The sequence below is a fragment of the Paenibacillus sp. WG02 genome, from assembly GCF_055396115.1.
The window spans coordinates 78,280-97,262 of sequence record NZ_AP036016.1 but is presented as its reverse complement, the minus strand read 5'-3'; the positions used below and the strand labels follow the sequence as shown (position 1 = coordinate 97,262).

Sequence of the window (18,983 nt, the reverse complement as noted above, 5' to 3'; positions counted from 1 at the left end):
ACGCAAAACAAAGAAGACCCTCGCGGGTCTCCTCTATCTGCTCTATAACTTGTATTAGTTAACCAAAGTCGTAACGGACTTGCCATTTGCAATAGCCTTGATGTTGAACTCAGTCACGCCTGCGCCAATCGTAATTGTGCGGTCAGCATTAACTGTTACTGTTCCACCTTTAACATCAGTTACTACATATTGAACACCAAGTAGATCAGCGTATCTTACCAACTCAGCGTCTGTGTACTCAACGCCATAGTTGTCAACGATTTTCAAGTTTGGCAACAATGTGTTTGCAGCTACCGTTACTGGTGTTACAGTCGGCATTGTAATATCGTTAGATCCATCTGCTGTTACTGCTGCAGCAACGACTTGATCTGCTTTTACATTAACCGCAACGGTTTCGTCTTTTGTTGAACCATTAGCTAGTTTGTATACAACTGTGATAGTCGCTTTACCAGCTTTGTTACCTACAACAACGATATCGCCACCGTTTTGTGCTACTTTTGCAACATTTTGATCTGAAGAGGAAGCACTAATTACACGACCTGCTGGGATTGCTACTGCATCTCCAGATGTGTTCTTAGCTGTAATTTCTACTTTTCTTCCAAGACTTCCGTTAAATACCCACTCCGTTGCTGGCGTCAAAAGCTTCTCAGCATCTTTAACTACACCACTATCAAGTGTTGCATACAGGTCACTTACTGGCTTGATGCTGTACGTTAAATCTGTAGTGTTCGCAACAACTTCCATGGAGCTATCCACGGTTTTTAGAGTGCTTTCGTTCGCTTTACCAGGGTTTTGGATTAGCTTCGCTTCAACTTTCGCTGTTCCTGCACCAAGAGCCGTAAGTTTTAGATCCATGTTGTTAAAATCTTTAAGATTTGTAGCTGTATACTCATACGTTTTTGGAGCTGCTTGTGTCAGGTTTGTTGAACCTAGACCTGTGAAGTCAGCAAACGTAGTACCTGTTACAGTCACGAGTACTTTGTAATCTCCATCATAATCAGCAATCGTATTGCCTAGTTTCTCGCCGTATTGGTCTTTAACAAACCATTTTACTGTTGCTGTTGCTCCAACAAGTGCTTTTTGTGCTGGTTTGTCACCATCAAGTACGAGTGTTTCTGGTTTGCGAGCTTCTTGAATCGTGAAGCTTTGTTGTGCGTTGTTTTGAACATTAGCAGAGTAGATACCTAAGTTGACGAATACTACACTGTTAGCGGAAGCATCGATCGAGTCAAGTTTAATTTGACCTTTATGCTCACCTGTTTGTACAATCGCATCATTTCCGTTGTTACCAGTTGCAACTGTTGCGCCGGAAACGGAAAGGGAGAATCTTTTTGCTGTTGCTTGATCAGCAATGTCTTGTGCACTTAATTTGTTACCATTCGCATCATAAGCAACGATCGGGATGTATTTATTTGTATCGCCATGTGCTAATACGCCATTAAGTGAACCAAACTCAACTTTGTTAGCTACTTTTGAAGATTCTGTTTTTACCGTTACTGTTGCACTTGCTGAACCAACATAGATCGTTGCTGTGTAGTCTCCTGCTTTTTCAACTTCTTTATCCAAGCTGATTTTCACAGTATCATAATCGCCAGTTGCAAGTTTAAGAGCATCAAAGCTGTAAGGCGTGATAACTGCATCATAAGCCGTACGGGTTGCTGCTATTGCACCTTCAGGGATTACATCACCGTACTGATCGTAACGTGTGATTCCGATTTCTGCAACGTCGCCTTTGCTGGAAAGCGTCGTTTTACCCGTTGGATATTTCACTGTACCTAACTCAACTTTCGTTACGTAAGGCTCAGTTCCAACTTTTAATGTTTTTTGTACCGATACAGAAGAGTTCGTTAAGAATACATTCACAGGAATAACATCAATCTCGGATTGTTTAGCACTTGTGTCAAGTGTAAGCTCTAACAAACCTGTATCTTCGTTTCTAGTCAATGCTTGAGAAGCACCCGCTACATATGCTGTATAGCTTCCACCATTGATTGAAGCATTTTCACCATATTGGTTTTCTGCTTTTACTTTTACAATGACTTTAGCTGATTTAGCAATTTTATCACTTGCATTTACAAAGCTAAGTTTTGTCACTTTTTCATTTTCAGCTGTGAATGTTGCTGTTGTTTTATCAACACCAGCTGCATCCAAACCAGAAAGTGTTGCTGTGTAGCTGCCTTCGCTTACTTTCACGTCAGTCAATGTCAGTACAGCGGATTTTTTATCATCAGCGAATTTGATAGTAGTTGCGATATCAGCAGTACCTTTTGTCAAAGCAACTGTTGCTTTTGCTGTATCTACGGGTTTGTTGAAGCTTACTGTTACTTGTTGTACGCCAGTTGCTTTCGCGCCAGTGACAGATACTTTACCAGCTGGTACGTATTGTTGTTTTGCTTCGTATGCGCCGCTCACTAGAAGATCGCGAGTTGCGTTAGCCATACCGCCGAATTTACCGTCTGTGCCGTTAGAAAGAAGTTTCAAGTCAAGTGCAAGTGCTACATAACCTTGTGCCCAATCAGAAACGGTTGTGTCTGTACCTGTTTTACCTTTTGCTGCCGCGTCTTGACCAAGAACACGAACTAAGAAAGTAGCCAGTTGTTCTTTTGTTACTTTACCAGCCGGGTTGTACTGACCTTCCGCATAGCCATCAGTAACGCCTGCAGTTTTCAAAGCTTCGATGTAAGGAAGTGCATAACCATTCGCTGCGTCGGTTACACTAACGTCAGTGAATGTCGATGTTTTCAAGTCTTTGTTTACTTCCAGACCCATGATCAATGCCGCTACTTTCGCGAATTGTGCACGGTTCATTTCGTCTTTAAGACCGAATGTTGTGTCAGTCACGCCGTCAAAAATACCAGCAGAGATCATCGCATCGAACTTTGCTTTTGTTGCTGCATCCAGGTCTTTCAAGTCTGTAAAGTCAGCAGACGTTTTAGCGAATGCTAGGGATGAGAACATGGAAAGAGCCATAGCGGATGTAAGAACTACGGATAATGTTTTCTTCATAAAGGGTTGTTTCCTCCTAATATTATGAAAGTTTTTTGTTATAAAAACTTATAACCAACGGGGCGACTTTTGAATCTCGGTATGATTCTATGTAGCTTCGCGTCTATCACCTTGGCTACATGAATTAGTATACGCGACTGTATGCATAATTTCATTGATAAGTATTTTCCAGTTGAACTGTAGCCTACATATAAAGAAAGAAGGCCCTCGCGGGCCTTCTTAGCTTGTATTAGTTAACCAAAGTCGTAACGGACTTGCCATTTGCAATAGCCTTGATGTTGAACTCAGTCACGCCTGCGCCAATCGTAATTGTGCGGTCAGCATTAACTGTTACTGTTCCACCTTTAACATCAGTTACTACATATTGAACACCAAGTAGATCTGCGTATCTTACCAACTCAGCGTCTGTGTACTCAACGCCATAGTTGTCAACGATTTTCAAGTTTGGCAACAATGTGTTTGCAGCTACCGTTACTGGTGTTACAGTCGGCATTGTAATGTCATTAGATCCATCTGCTGTTACTGCTGCAGCAACTACTTGATCTGCTTTTACATTAACCGCAACGGTTTCGTCTTTTGTGGAACCATTAGCTAGCTTGTATACAACTGTGATAGTCGCTTTACCAGCTTTGTTACCTACAACAACGATATCGCCACCGTTTTGTGCTACTTTTGCAACATTTTGATCTGAAGAGGAAGCACTAATTACACGACCTGCTGGGATTGCTACTGCATCTCCAGATGTGTTCTTAGCTGTAATTTCTACTTTTCTTCCAAGACTTCCGTTGAATACCCACTCCGTTGCTGGCGTCAAAAGCTTCTCAGCATCTTTAACTACACCACTATCAAGTGTTGCATACAGGTCACTTACTGGCTTGATGCTGTACGTTAAATCTGTAGTGTTCGCAACAACTTCCATGGAGCTATCCACGGTTTTTAGAGTGCTTTCGTTCGCTTTACCAGGGTTTTGGATTAGCTTCGCTTCAACTTTCGCTGTTCCTGCACCAAGAGCCGTAAGTTTTAGATCCATGTTGTTAAAATCTTTAAGATTTGTAGCTGTATACTCATACGTTTTTGGAGCTGCTTGTGTCAGGTTTGTTGAACCTAGACCTGTGAAGTCAGCAAACGTAGTACCTGTTACAGTCACGAGTACTTTGTAATCTCCATCATAATCAGCAATCGTATTGCCTAGTTTCTCGCCGTATTGGTCTTTAACAAACCATTTTACTGTTGCTGTTGCTCCAACAAGTGCTTTTTGTGCTGGTTTGTCACCATCAAGTACGAGTGTTTCTGGTTTGCGAGCTTCTTGAATCGTGAAGCTTTGTTGTGCGTTGTTTTGAACATTAGCAGAGTAGATACCTAAGTTGACGAATACTACACTGTTAGCGGAAGCATCGATCGAGTCAAGTTTAATTTGACCTTTATGCTCACCTGTTTGTACAATCGCATCATTTCCGTTGTTACCAGTTGCAACTGTTGCGCCGGAAACGGAAAGGGAGAATCTTTTTGCTGTTGCTTGATCAGCAATGTCTTGTGCACTTAATTTGTTACCATTCGCATCATAAGCAACGATCGGGATGTATTTATTTGTATCGCCATGTGCTAATACGCCATTAAGTGAACCAAACTCAACTTTGTTAGCTACTTTTGAAGATTCTGTTTTTACCGTTACTGTTGCACTTGCAGAACCAACATAGATCGTTGCTGTGTAGTCTCCTGCTTTTTCAACTTCTTTATCCAAGCTGATTTTTACAGTATCATAATCGCCAGTTGCAAGTTTAAGAGCGTCAAAGCTGTAAGGCGTGATAACTGCATCATAAGCCGTACGGGTTGCTGCTATCGCACCTTCAGGGATCACATCACCATACTGATCGTAACGTGTGATTCCGATTTCTGCAACGTCGCCTTTGCTGGAAAGCGTCGTTTTACCCGTTGGATATTTCACTGTACCTAACTCAACTTTCGTTACGTAAGGCTCAGTTCCAACTTTTAATGTTTTTTGTACCGATACAGAAGAGTTCGTTAAGAATACATTCACAGGAATAACATCAATCTCGGATTGTTTAGCACTTGTGTCAAGTGTAAGCTCTAACAAACCTGTATCTTCGTTTCTAGTCAATGCTTGAGAAGCACCCGCTACATATGCTGTATAGCTTCCACCATTGATTGAAGCATTTTCACCATATTGGTTTTCTGCTTTTACTTTTACAATGACTTTAGCTGATTTAGCAATTTTATCACTTGCATTTACAAAGCTAAGTTTTGTCACTTTTTCATTTTCAGCTGTGAATGTTGCTGTTGTTTTATCAACACCAGCTGCATCCAAACCAGAAAGTGTTGCTGTGTAGCTGCCTTCGCTTACTTTCACGTCAGTCAATGTCAGTACAGCGGATTTTTTATCATCAGCGAATTTGATAGTAGTTGCGATATCAGCAGTACCTTTTGTCAAAGCAACTGTTGCTTTTGCTGTATCTACGGGTTTGTTGAAGCTTACTGTTACTTGTTGTACGCCAGTTGCTTTCGCGCCAGTGACAGATACTTTACCAGCTGGTACGTATTGTTGTTTTGCTTCGTATGCGCCGCTCACTAGAAGATCGCGAGTTGCGTTAGCCATACCGCCGAATTTACCGTCTGTGCCGTTAGAAAGAAGTTTCAAGTCAAGTGCAAGTGCTACATAACCTTGTGCCCAATCAGAAACGGTTGTGTCTGTACCTGTTTTACCTTTTGCTGCCGCGTCTTGACCAAGAACACGAACTAAGAAAGTAGCCAGTTGTTCTTTTGTTACTTTACCAGCCGGGTTGTACTGACCTTCCGCATAGCCATCAGTAACGCCTGCAGTTTTCAAAGCTTCGATGTAAGGAAGTGCATAACCATTCGCTGCGTCGGTTACACTAACGTCAGTGAATGTCGATGTTTTCAAGTCTTTGTTTACTTCCAGACCCATGATCAATGCCGCTACTTTCGCGAATTGTGCACGGTTCATTTCGTCTTTAAGACCGAATGTTGTGTCAGTCACGCCGTCAAAAATACCAGCAGAGATCATCGCATCGAACTTTGCTTTTGTTGCTGCATCCAGGTCTTTCAAGTCTGTAAAGTCAGCAGACGTTTTAGCGAATGCTAGGGATGAGAACATGGAAAGAGCCATAGCGGATGTAAGAACTACGGATAATGTTTTCTTCATAAAAGTTTGTTTCCTCCTAATATTATGAAAGTTTTTTTGTTATAAAAACTTATAACCAACGGGACGACTAATGAATCATGACATGACTCTATGTAGCTTCGCGTCTATCACCTTGGCTACATGGATTAGTATACGTGACTGTTTGCATAATTTCATTGATAAGTATTTTCCAGTAACGAAATAAAAAAGAAAGACTGCATCCGATGAATCGGACACAGTCTTAAAATGATTTTATTATTTAGGAAGCTTTTTTTGCTGCTTCATTACACGAATCGCTACTTCAGCAGCTTCGGCACGTGTGAAGTTCTCTGTTGGATCAAAACGTTGAGTCAATTTCTTTTGGCCTTGAAGAAGTACATTATCTTTTCCTTCAATTAAAGCAGCCTTTGCAACAGCCTCCACAGAAGGAACTGCGTAGATATCAACGCTATTAGCATCCGTGAAGACCTTTTGAAGCGCCGCTAACGATTTCTTTTCATCTGAGGTCAGTTTCAGTTCCGCAGCTCTTGCTATAATTACAGCTGCATCTTGTCGCGTAATTGGAGCTCGAGGTAAAAATGTCCCGTTTGCATTACCACGAATGATCCCTGCCCTAAGCTGCCGCTTCTATGGATAAGAAGTTAGTAAGACCTGTAGGGTCTGTGAAACCTCTTTGAACATCCAAGAAGGTAGATGAATTGTTATTAAATGCACTTTGTTGTGTGTCTTGATTTAAAAGTGGAATATCAAAAATTTTAACTAGCATAGTGACAAACTCACCACGAGTAATTGCATCGTTAGGCATGAACTGATATGGCGTTTTTGGCAACATAATTCCTTTTGAATATAAGGTATCCAAATTATCTCTTGCCCATGGATGATTCGTCACATCATTAAAACTATCATCCATATACATAACCTGGAAATATCCAAACGAGTCTACTGGGACTGTTATTGTATTATTTTTCTGATCAACAATACCACCAATGTTTTTCCAGCTTGGTAAAGCAGGCCCTAAACCAGTAGGATTATCAAAATATCCAAACTGAAATACGGATATATATTTCCCTGCATCACTTGTTATATTGGAATCATAGCTGAGGGTTAGTGTCCCTCTTTTGGTTGGTACAACTAGGTCGTTATAATTACGCACATAAAATGCTGTTTGGCTAGGGTTTGTTGTATTCGGTAAAATACCACTACCCAAGTAAGCATCCTGCAGTCCTGGCGTTGAGGCATTGGACGTAGGCGGTATAATACCGGCATCGATCCAGTATTTTTTGCTAGCTGTTCTATAATGAGCTGGTGTAGTTAAGTAATTTACCCCAATTAAAGATTCATTAGGTTTATCAATTCTACCATCATCATTATTAGCAATCCCAAATAAAATCTGGCGGTCGGTTGTGATAAATTGCGTTGTACTTGTTCTATCATTACGCATTAATTTAGTGTCTTTAGGAAAATTAAGCTGAATTTGACCGTTAAATATCTTTAAGCTGCTAGAAGCAAGTGGCGTCTTGTATTGCTCGCCTTCAATATCTGTATTTGTATTGAAAAGGATAATACTTGCATTCGTTTTGGAGGTACCTCGATTAACAGTAAATTTGATGGTATTAGCTCCGGCTTTAAGGTTTTTTACTTCATAAAGGTATTTTTTATTTATTTTGTCATAGACAGCAACGTCTTTACCGAATGTTATTGAATCGGCATTATCAGCTTGAAGCTGTATCATATAAAAGTTTTGATTAATACTCGCCTGATCCAAACCACTACTATTTTTAATGATTTGGTTCTGTTGTGGGCTAATAAAAGCATAAGGTACAGGCTCACGTGTAATAGTAATTAATTTGTTCGCAGTTGATCCAGAAGTATTATTAGCTGAAACCAATTCAAATACATAATTCCCGTACTCAGACATTGAAATTGCTGATGGGTTTGGAACTGTAGGTGTACTAACTGGTGTGTTGAATACTTGCAAAGGCGCACTTGTAAGTATAGCGTTTAAAACAACTTGACCCCCTACAGGTATCAAAGCATTTGAGTAATTTGCAGGAGCTTTACGTAAATAAAGCGCTGTTCCTGGCGTTGCGCCAATTACTGAGTTAACAATCTCACCTTGAAATTGCACTGTTGTTGCTCTAGTCACATACGTGTCAGGCTGCGACGTTGCAATAAATTGCGGATTCAAAGGATCGGCCTCAACAGGTTTCAAATAGTTAATGGCCGGTACATTATTAGATAATACAAAAATATCAACACTAGATGTCGTAATAAGTTGACCATTTACTTTTAGCTGAACTTTGAACGTGTATTTGCCATCACCTTTAAAGATTGTGTTAAGTTCAGTACTGGTCAATTTAAATGCGCCATTATTTCCATTAGTTGGTATATTGCCTGCTGCTGGCGTTATCACGGTGCCATTAATTGAATATATCTCGGTGCCATAGTCAGCTGTAGGCACGTTTACTAACCGTCCTGTAATACAAGGGCCACTAGTACCTGTACCACATGTTAGTTTGCTTGAACTATCAACCACCATGCCTGTAAAAAGATTGTTGATGATAACATAAGGTGCACCTGAGATATTTAAACTATATTGTTTGGTCCCAGCAGTATATGCAGCTGCCCCGATATACGGAATAACTTTCATAACAACAGGTCCATCTGTAATGCCTTGCAAACTTATTGAAAAATCTTTTAACTGATTACCATTGGCATCATTAATTGCATTACCACTGGCATCTACAGCCGGTTTACTAACAGTAAACAATTTATTACCCGGACTTGGATTGGCAGGATAATTGACTCCATTTAACTGAATTTCCACAGCATCTGTGTTGCTACTAGCATAAGCTTCCAATGTCGCTGGAAATTCTGAGATTTGTGTTGTACCTGATGGACTAATAGCTGTCTCGTAAGCAGTCCCACCTACGGATGGGGTTCTCTTTATGTTAACATGATCAACATAAGGCTGATTTGGATCTACATAAGAATACGAGTATTGAGAAGTTGTTGTAAGTCCGTTGCTATCAGTAAACACAAAGTTCACTTGCTGAACGGTACTTATTGGATTTACGGGTAACTTACCCGTGAATACATAACCATAATAGTCCGCAGTTGAAAGCGCCGGTTTTTGGACCAATGTTGCAGAATTAAGAGTTGCATTGCTACCTGTGTTCAAAGAACCTGAAGTTGTAAGTGTAGGATTAATTGAAGTATTCGTAAAATCAAAGTGCAGTTTAGTACTGGCCATACCTGATGTATAAACGTCTACATATACAAACTGGGTAACGGTGCTGTTCGCACTTATTAATGGATTTTTAATATTGGCTGTCAATGCAACATCTTTAATGGGTGTTGCTGAGGCATCCTGCAAAGTTGGATTATCAACTAATTTTTGGTTTTGGGACGGATTGATGCCATTAAGATCAATGAATGCATTATATGCAAAAGCTTTACCATTATCGTAAATAAATGATCTATTCGTCGTGTAATAGTTAGTTAAATTATTAGCAACAAAGACTACTTTATTGTCCCCTGGGTTAAAATTCAAATCTGTTGGTCTTGTAGTATTGGCTACGTATGTAAAATTACCATTTTGAAAGGCCGCAGGTTGATAGACAGTTCCACCGTAATTGGCTTCAATGGCGTTTGCATTGGAAGATGTTCCTGTAATAGAAACTCCTGTATAAGGAGGCCCTTTAGGATATATACCACCATCTAAAAAGTCTACACCGTTAAATTGAAGGTTAGAAATATTCGTAACCGGTGTATAGTAGGCATATGCAGGCGTGGATGCAATATTCCCTGTAGTTCCGAACTTAATAGTAATTACGTTTTTACCCGGTGATAACTGAACATTTTTGAAAGATACTTCACTGCTATTGGATATACTTTTAACAGCTTTATTCGTTTTAATTGTACTTGTTTGATTGGTATTGGCATTAAAAATTTCATAATACATATCCGTAATTTGATCATCTGCAATGCCGTTAATCAATGCATCTACTTCAATTGGATTTACCGTAAATTTATTGACTAATGAGTCATCATAATTGCCTGGAGCAGGAGCGTTCGGATTTGGTGAATATAGATTCGTGATACTGATTGTAGCTGCCGCACTAACGGTAAGTGGCGGTAGAATTGCGAGCAGCAGAGCTATCATGAGGCTGATGCTAATCCACTTATTTCTTTTTTGCTTGGTTTTCAAAACTAGTTCCTCCTTATGTAATCTAAATGTTGTTAGTTTCGCCATGGTATAAGTATTATCTTCAACTTACTTGCTAGATTTCGACAATCCCTCCCATATTCTTCTACCATTCCACATGATTAGACGCGGCAAATAGCCAAAAGTTCTTGTACTCTACTTATCGGTCATAACGAAGGAAATGTTTAGAGAAAGAAAAAAATTCATAAAATGCAAAAAAAATCCAACCCGAAGGTTGGATTCTGATTTTGTAGCTTATTTGCCCATACGATCGCTCTGAACTTGCTTGCCCACAAGTCTCTGCAGGAAGTTCAGCACCGGCTTACGGCTCTTACTGATGATACCAATAGCTTCTGCTCCGACTAGCATAACTAGGAAGAGTGCCACGATGATCATGATAAGACCCCAAGTGGAATCTTGGGAGATAAAGACTGAGCACACCACCGCGCTGCCGCCGAAGATGGAGGCAATTCCGTAGATGATCAGTACGCTTGTACGATGACTGAAACCAAGCTGCAGCAAGCAATGATGCAGATGGCTTTTATCCGGTGCAGAGATCGGTAATTTATTGACGTAGCGGCGCATGATCGCAAAGAAGGTATCGGATAATGGCACGCCTAGAATCATTATAGGAATTAAGAGTGAAACAACGGCCGCTTGCTTAAAGCCGAGAATCGATAGTGTTGCTAAAGCAAAGCCTAGGAACAAGGCGCCGGAGTCGCCCATGAAGATTTTGGCCGGATGGAAGTTATAGAACATGAAGCCTATGATACTGCCTAGTAAAATAACGCAAAGTAAAATAACGGTAACATTGCCCATCATCAAGGCAAGAATTAGTATTGTAGTGGTAGCAATACCCGATACACCAGCTGACAAGCCATCTAGGCCGTCAATTAAGTTAATCGCGTTGGAAACACCGACGATCCATAATATCGTAATCGGAATACTTAACCAGCCAATTGGCAGGTTGGTCGTTCCGAAAGGAATGTTAACGAGGTCGATCTTAAGACCAAAGGAGACAACGATGCAAGCGGCAATCAATTGCCCGAGCAGCTTCCATTTGGGAGATAGCTGAAAACGATCATCCAAGGCACCCGTGACGACAATCACAAAGCCTCCGATTAGCAACCCAAATGCAGCATTGGAGTTAACGGCATCAAGTGCTGGAGAGACGACAAAATAAGCTCCGACGAATGCAAGGAATATCGCTAATCCTCCGAGACGCGGCATTATTCGGGTATGTACCTTACGATGGTTAGGGGCATCAACGGCTCCAACCCAGAAGGCAAATTTTTTGACTAGGGGTGTCAGCAGCAGCGCCATTAAGCAAGCAGCGATAAACCCAATCGCATATAATCCATACATGTCTTCTTCACAGCTCCTCTTGTCTTGGGTGGCAGGTAATCCGCCGAAATGAATTATACTCCCATTTGCTCACAAATACCACTGCTAAATTCATCTGAAATGACCGTTTTCAGCCAATTTTCATAAATATTTTCATGGTTTGGTGACTTTCTCTTTGTCCCGCATCACTTTCAATGCGAATTTTGGGAGTAGAAGCATTCGTTTGTAGCGCCAAGGCTCCTGCATTAGGCGGTAGAACCACTCAAGACGTAGTTTTTGAAATAATACGGGTGCTCTTTTTAGCTTGCCCGAAAGAACATCAAAACTTCCCCCGACACCCATCATAACAGGGACACCAATCTGTTGTTTGTATTTCCCAATCCACGGCTCTTGATTTGCAGCAGATCTTCCTACGAGAAGAATATCCGGAGCCGCATCCACGATATCTTGAATCACTTCAGCATCCTGCTCGTCTTTAAAATATCCATCACGTACGCCAACAAGCTTTATCCCCGGATAAGTAGTACGAAGCTTCTCAGCTGCAGCTTGGATAACCTCATTGGAAGCACCAAGTAAGTAAACTTTCCAACCTTTTGACTCTCCGACTTTCATCAGCTCATGGATCAAATCATAGCCTGGAACCCGTTCTACAACAGGCTCACCTACGTATTTAGCCGCCCAGACGACACCGGTTCCATCAGGAACGATGAGTTCAGCGCGCTGCATCATGCTCAGATAAGCAGGATCCTCTTGCGCAGCCATGACCATAATGGGATTGGCGGTAATGACCTGATGGGGTTGTCTTTGTTCAATAACGTTCGCAAGGTAAGCTACGGTTTGGTCCATGCTCATTTTGGAGATGGGCACTCCGTAGATGCGAACTTTGGGTACAGCATTCGCAGATGCGACCTTAGATTGGATCGTTGTTGATGTTGAACTCATAGATATCTCTTCCTTTAATTGACGTTGGAAATCGGATTTTGGTTGCTTTTTTATTATTTCCTATTTGTTAGTTCTTTGTTTGTAAAAAGAAATGATGCGCTGCGCAGGAAGCTGAGCCTGCGCTTTGAGCTCTTCAATGGCGGCGCGGCAGGACGCCGCCCAAGCCTCTCGGCCGGCCAGCAGGCGCTGCGCCTCGGCCGCGAAGGCATCCGCATCGAAGCGAGCTGTCGATGCGGCGGCTTTCATGCCAAGCCTATGGAGGAACTGGTCGATCTTCGGATCGTACGAGATGCCTACCATAGGCACGAACTGCGAGGCTGCATAAATCAAAGAATGCAGCCTCATCCCGATCAACAGGTCGCATTCCGCGACCTGCGCGAGCATATCCTGCGGATGGGCGATGCCTCGCACCATCTCCACCCGGGACCCGTGATCACCGAGTCGGTCGATCACGAACTGCGACGCCACCTCATCCGAGGGGAGGTGGAAGGGCAAGAACCGCAGCCGCACGTTCGCATCGGCTGCGAGCAGCACTTGCAGGGACCGCGAGAGAGCTTCCAGCTCTGAGCGGTCCTCATTCCAGAAGCGGACGGACACGCCTATCGTCCGCACAGAACCTTCCGGCGCGAGGTCCGACGCGCCGCCAACAGAACCGCGCCGCGGCAAGCCCATGACCGGGTCAGGCACTACCGTAATGCGCTCCCGCGGGAGTCGCATCTTCCCTAATAAGTCAGCGGACTCCGTGTCGCGGACCGACACATACGCGCAGCGCTGGAACACGCTGCGGATCCAGCCATAAAACATAGGGCGGCTAACTGGCCCGATGCCCTGCGAGTAAATAAAAGTGGGCTTGCCCAGCCACTGCGCTATTTTCAAAACAGCCAAGTAATACGGGATCGTCTTTGAGCTTGTAGCATCCTGCAATAAACTGCCACCGCCGCTTATCAAACCATCGGCTTCACGCAAGGCTCGAAACAGCGAACCAGGCTTCATGCGATGATAGGCCTTCACACCATACATCGCTGTTGTTTTCTCAGGATTAGCAGAAAGGACGATAGGCTCTATCTGTATGCCTTGCTCTCGACTTTGCTCCTGCAAAGCAATCAAAATCGATTGCAGCACAGCCTCATCGCCGCTGTTATCGAAGCCATAGTAGCCAGATAGCGCTATTTTGACGACTGTGGCACCCATCGTTTCCAACTCCTTGTGATTATTTCCCAAGCTGCAATTAGAACGAGGCCAATCAAAGTACCAAACATAAGACCGTAGGTTATACGGATCAAAGAGATATGAAGCGGTGTATGCAAGTGAGCGAATGTATCTACAATAGAAAGCTGCCCAATTACACCGATGAAGATCAAATAGACGGCATGTCTATAACGAACTGACAAATATGCGCCTAGCAGGAACAACGGATGTGCGAACAAAAATTCTTTGGTTCGAGGGCGCACGCCCAATGTATTTTCCAAGAAGGAGCGGAATAATTTTTCAAGAGTAGAAGCCTGTCCTTCATTTCCTGTACGTGACAAGTAATAATAAACAGCGGCTAGAGCTACACCAGCGACTACAATCCATAGCACACTAATGTAGGAAGAAAGGATACTGCGAATATTCGCAAGCTTATCTCTGTATGTGTTATTTTCGCTAAAGAATAGTAAATACACACCTGCGATTGCAATTGGAAGCAAATGCAGTACGCCAACGCCGCGGAACTGCTGCAGCACGAGTGAATACGTAATGTGATTGAGAAGTGCTACTTCGTAAACGACACCAATCAACGAAATCGCAGATGTTTTGATTAGTGTCCATAAAGCGTAAGCAAGACCTGACTTCCATTTCGCTGCGGCTCCTGAACGAACGGAACGAATGGCCAACATGATCGCTATGCTCGGTGCGCTAATGGCTGCACTTAAGGCAAGTCCTTGCGCGTATAGATTAGCCGAAAGTGTATGCAAAGCAATAAGTCCAAGTATACCTAAGACGAAGAGGAGCAGCATGGCTTCCGGTACGAAGAAGGACACCATCAGCACGATTAAACTAGCTCCGCCAATCAGCATGAAGATGCGGGCGATCTTCTGCCAGCCTGTCGTTTTTACGTCAAATGGCTCAGCTGGTCCAAGCGTAAACCCGCCTTGTTGTATGCGAGGAATAGCGCCATCTTTTCCTTGCAAACTTTCGTAGTAAGCTGCTAACGGATCGACGATTTTGCCTTTATCCAAGCTTTTGACTGGCCTTGCATTCAAGAACACCATGCGGATATTGCGGTCTTTCACTGCAAGGACAAAACGATCCGCTACGCCTTGAATGCGATCCTGCAGTTCCGATTTTTTGAGCGGCTCTGTTAACTTTTCTCCGTCTTTCTCTGTGAACGAATGCAATCGAACGACGTTATAATTCGTTTGCTTCGATAGTGTACTAAAACCTTTTTGCGGCTCTTTTAATAGCTCAATAGCAGCTAGGCCAATGCCGTTTTTATTAAGAAGATCTGCCATTTTATTCAGGTTAATTTCTGTATTTTCTTCCGTGTAGCCCGGAACTTCATTGCCATCGACAATGATGCGCTTCACGCCGAAATCATGCAGTTGTTTCAGCAGTCGATCCATTTCATTGGTTACAAATGGTCTGCGATTCGATAGACGAACCACGATTTGGAACCCTTGATTTTTCAGCATTTGTAAGGTCATCGGGTCTGGGTCCATCCCCTTGATCGATGCATCGTCCATGCTCATTTGGATGATGAGTCCGTTTCTATTTTTGAAACTCCACGGCTTCGTAGCAACCTTCAGATCCGCGAACGTTTTCTGAATCAAAGGCTCCAGCTTCTGTTGTGTGGCACTGTCTGCGTAAAGCACGTAGGTAAAATTCTCGTTAGGATCACCCAAGGTCTGGGTAAGTGCAGCAGCGTCTCGTGAGTTATATACCTCGATGCGGCGGCTCTCTTTAAGCTCCGCTAGTGTACTCTCATACACAGCCATTGAGCCAATGCCCGCTGCTTTCATATTCTTCAACTGCTCAGCGACAAAAGCTTGCGGATTCGTCTGAATATCCGAAATATCCAGTAAATCACGATAATCGAAAACAAACTCGACTTGGTTGGCCGAAGTTTCCGTTTGGTGACGCGTGTAAGCTAGCGGCAGGGAGACTACCATTCCAATAATGACGAGCCACCATAGGATTTTTTTGAGAGGTTTATTCCATGTTTGATACCGTTGTGCCAAGTTGTCCACTCCTTAGAATCTTTCCGATAGAAAGCTAACTTCGTAAAGCATGTACTTACATTCGAAAACCCCTTCAGTTCCTGCCTCGGGTAATAGGCTAAATGAATGCGGATTTAATTTCCATCTATTCATTAGACGACCTATCCCTGACTTAGGTTCTGAAGAGGTTCAGTTTTCCTATTTCATTATCCGTCTACACGGTTAAGCACATATTGAATAATGCCATCCAGTTGCTGTGCGGCTGCTGGACCTGTAGATCCTTGTACCGCAAAATAAAACTTAATTTTCGGTTCCGTTCCTGAAGGACGCAAGCAGAACCATGAACCATCATCCAGCTTAAATTTCAGCACATTTTCACGAGGAAGGCCATTTATGCCCTCTGCGTAATCTTCCACTTGGCTTACACGAGTGCCACTGATCACCGTTGGTGGATTCGTTCTCCAAGCCTCCATGATGCGCCCGATTTGTTCCACGCCGTCTTTCCCTTTCAGCGTCCTTGATTCCAGCTTTTCCAAAAAGTAGCCAAAGGATTCGTACAGCTCTTGAAGTACTTCATATAAAGTCTTGCCTTGCTTCTTATAATAAGCTGCCGCTTCAGCAATCAGCATCGCTGCGATAACAGCATCCTTATCTCGGGCATAGTCCCCGGCCAAGTAGCCATAACTTTCTTCGTATCCGAATAAGAACGTATACTCACCATTTTGCTCGAACTGGGACATTTTCTCCCCAATATATTTAAAGCCAGTTAGCGTATTTAATGTAGGAATCCCATAATGATTCGCGATAACTGCGCCCATTTCACTTGTAACGATCGTTTTGACGACGACGCCGTTCGCAGGCAGTGTTCCACGCTCTTTCAAGCTTGATAATAAATAATTTACTATGATAGCACCAGACTGATTACCTGACAAAACGACATACTCGCCGTTCGGATCCTTCACAACAGCACCCATGCGATCAGCATCAGGGTCGGTTCCGATGATGATATCGGCGTCCCACTCTTTCGCTTGTGCAATAGCGAGTGTGAAAGCTTCCCGCTCCTCTGGATTCGGAGACTTAACCGTCGAGAATTGGGCATCCGGCAGTTCTTGCTCGGCTACAACACGTACTTGTCCGAAGCCAACTGCTTTCAACACTTCGCGTACCGGCACATTGCCTGCTCCATGCAAAGGAGTGAAAATGATGCGGAAATCGCCTTCGATCTGCTTAATCACGTCCGGGTTCTGGCTGATCGCCGTTACGGCCTGGATATAAGCTTGGTCGACCTCTTCCCCTATCCAGGAAAGCAGTCCTTGCGCTTCCGCTTCTTGTTGCGTAATTTTCTTGACCTTGTCGAAGGAATCGATGCTCTGTACTTGTGCAATGACCTGCTCCGCAAACTCAGGAACGAGTTGTCCCCCGTCTGCTCCATATACTTTATACCCATTATATTCAGGTGGGTTGTGACTAGCTGTAACGACAACCCCTGCGGACGCACCTAAGTATCTCACGGCAAAGGATAGCTGTGGTGTCGCGTGCAGTGTTTGAAAGAGATAAGCCTTAATTCCATTCCCTGCGAATACGAGAGCAGATTCTAAAGCGAACTCTGGCGACATATGACGTGAATCATAAGCTAGAACAATGGAAGGACTTGCAGCGCCTGTCCCTTTCACATATTGTGCCAAGCCTTGGCTTGCGCGTCCAACGGTATACACGTTGATTCGATTCGTTCCAGCGCCAATCACGCCGCGAAGTCCTCCTGTGCCAAATTCAAGGTCTTTATAAAAGCGATCCTCAATTTCTCTCTCATCTTCCCGAATAGCACGCAGTTCTTTCTTCGTTTCGGCATCCACTGCTGGATCCTCTAACCATAATTGATACTCTGTTTGTACACGCGTCATAGTAGTCAGGTTCATCTCCTTTTTATCTATGGGTTATTTATTAGCAAGGGCGAACATAAGCTCGCCTTCGACTACCACTTTGTCGCCTACCTTAGCCACAGCTTGGCCTTTGACAATGGTTCCTTTTACACGTGTAATCGTCATTTCTAAAGTTAGTGTATCACCAGGTACGACCTGTTGTCGCCAGCGAATACCATCTGCACCCGCAAATAAACCAATTTTACCTTTATATTCAGGCATCGACAGAACAGCCACAGCACCTACTTGTGCCAAAGCTTCAACAATCAGCACACCGGGCATAACCGGATAGCCAGGAAAGTGTCCTGCGAAGAACGGTTCATTGATCGTAACATTCTTTATACCTACAGCTCTAACCCCTTCTTCGACCTCCAAAATACGGTCAACAAGCAGGAAGGGTGGGCGATGAGGAATGATCTCTTGAATCTGGTTAATATCTAGCATAACGGTTTAAAAACTCCTTTCAAAATACTTGTATAAAATACAAGGTAATCACTTACAATAGGGGTGTCCCTTCATTAACTGCAGAAGTGAAGGTTCATATAGGGAGAGCTTATGTACAGGGGCTGTGTAACAGACTTATGCATAGGCTCTTTTTTCGTAGCATACATTAATTTTTCATTTTAGCTCTTCGATTTAATACAAGGAACTGAAGAATATAAATGAAGGAAGTTAAGAATGAGACCCCGATTACAAACCATAAATAGGTCATAGCAAAGGTTAAATGAAAAACGATGAAGAGGATAGCAAAATAGTAGAGAACCGTCGTTAACTTTCCCATCACATTGGCGGGAACCGTTAATTTGCCCCTGAAATGAAAGAAGGCAGAGCCCACAATCATACCTAAATCACGAATGAACATCGCCGCAGCTGCCTGCCAAGGAATCAAGCCCGATATGAGCAGGGATAGGATCACTGCAATCATCATGCTTTTATCAGCGAGTGGGTCCAGCATGACACCAACGGGTGTAATAAGTCCGCGAGTTCTTGCGATATAGCCATCTAGGATATCCGTAAGTCCGGCTGCCAGTAAAATAATAAAGGCAACTTGGATATGACCACTAAAAAAAATCACGAGGTACACAGGGATTAGAACAAACCTGCTGATAGTGAGCATGTTCGGTATATTCAAAGTACCCCTCCTGCGCGTTAGTATCCGATATCTGGGACATTTAGCCTTCATTCATTATACCGCTGCTTAGACAAAA

11 protein-coding genes are annotated in these 18,983 nt (G+C 43.1%); all 11 read right to left on the bottom strand.

What is annotated here, in order from left to right:
- Positions 1 to 54 precede the first annotated feature (54 nt).
- The 11 genes from ACBP55_RS00455 to ACBP55_RS00405 all read right to left on the bottom strand — a co-directional run bounded on the left by ACBP55_RS00455 (position 55) and on the right by ACBP55_RS00405 (position 18,907).
- On the bottom strand, positions 55 to 3,006 hold the full coding sequence (locus ACBP55_RS00455) for an S-layer homology domain-containing protein (RefSeq protein WP_464648965.1): 2,952 nt from the start codon (positions 3,004 to 3,006) through the stop codon (positions 55 to 57).
- 229 nt (positions 3,007 to 3,235) lie between these two features.
- Entirely contained in the window at positions 3,236 to 6,187 is a 2,952-nt protein-coding gene (locus tag ACBP55_RS00450; RefSeq protein WP_464648965.1) for an S-layer homology domain-containing protein, read from the bottom strand.
- A gap of 234 nt (positions 6,188 to 6,421) precedes the next feature.
- Positions 6,422 to 6,772, bottom strand: coding sequence for an S-layer homology domain-containing protein (locus ACBP55_RS00445; protein WP_464653196.1), 351 nt, complete (start codon positions 6,770 to 6,772; stop codon positions 6,422 to 6,424).
- A 7-nt stretch (positions 6,773 to 6,779) separates the two neighbouring features.
- Positions 6,780 to 10,376, bottom strand: coding sequence for an S-layer homology domain-containing protein (locus tag ACBP55_RS00440; RefSeq protein WP_464648963.1), 3,597 nt, complete (start codon positions 10,374 to 10,376; stop codon positions 6,780 to 6,782).
- A gap of 252 nt (positions 10,377 to 10,628) precedes the next feature.
- A complete protein-coding gene (locus tag ACBP55_RS00435) occupies positions 10,629 to 11,738 on the bottom strand; it encodes a glycosyltransferase family 4 protein (RefSeq protein ID WP_029195630.1) in 1,110 nt (369 codons plus the stop codon).
- A 132-nt stretch (positions 11,739 to 11,870) separates the two neighbouring features.
- Entirely contained in the window at positions 11,871 to 12,659 is a 789-nt protein-coding gene (locus ACBP55_RS00430) for a WecB/TagA/CpsF family glycosyltransferase (RefSeq protein WP_464648961.1), read from the bottom strand.
- Positions 12,660 to 12,719: 60 nt separating this feature from the next.
- Positions 12,720 to 13,850, bottom strand: coding sequence for a polysaccharide pyruvyl transferase CsaB (gene csaB / locus ACBP55_RS00425; RefSeq protein WP_464648959.1), 1,131 nt, complete (start codon positions 13,848 to 13,850; stop codon positions 12,720 to 12,722).
- Positions 13,826 to 15,886, bottom strand: coding sequence for a DUF5693 family protein (locus ACBP55_RS00420; protein ID WP_464648957.1), 2,061 nt, complete (start codon positions 15,884 to 15,886; stop codon positions 13,826 to 13,828). Before ACBP55_RS00420 ends, csaB begins: the two co-directional genes overlap by 25 nt.
- Positions 15,887 to 16,062: 176 nt before the next feature.
- On the bottom strand, positions 16,063 to 17,766 hold the full coding sequence (locus ACBP55_RS00415; protein WP_464653195.1) for a phospho-sugar mutase: 1,704 nt from the start codon (positions 17,764 to 17,766) through the stop codon (positions 16,063 to 16,065).
- Positions 17,767 to 17,790: 24 nt separating this feature from the next.
- A complete protein-coding gene (gene fabZ / locus ACBP55_RS00410; RefSeq protein ID WP_029195635.1) occupies positions 17,791 to 18,219 on the bottom strand; it encodes a 3-hydroxyacyl-ACP dehydratase FabZ in 429 nt (142 codons plus the stop codon).
- A gap of 166 nt (positions 18,220 to 18,385) precedes the next feature.
- Positions 18,386 to 18,907: a CDP-alcohol phosphatidyltransferase family protein gene (locus tag ACBP55_RS00405; RefSeq protein WP_246310090.1), complete on the bottom strand. Its 522-nt coding sequence runs from the start codon at positions 18,905 to 18,907 to the stop codon at positions 18,386 to 18,388.
- Positions 18,908 to 18,983: the final 76 nt, after the last annotated feature.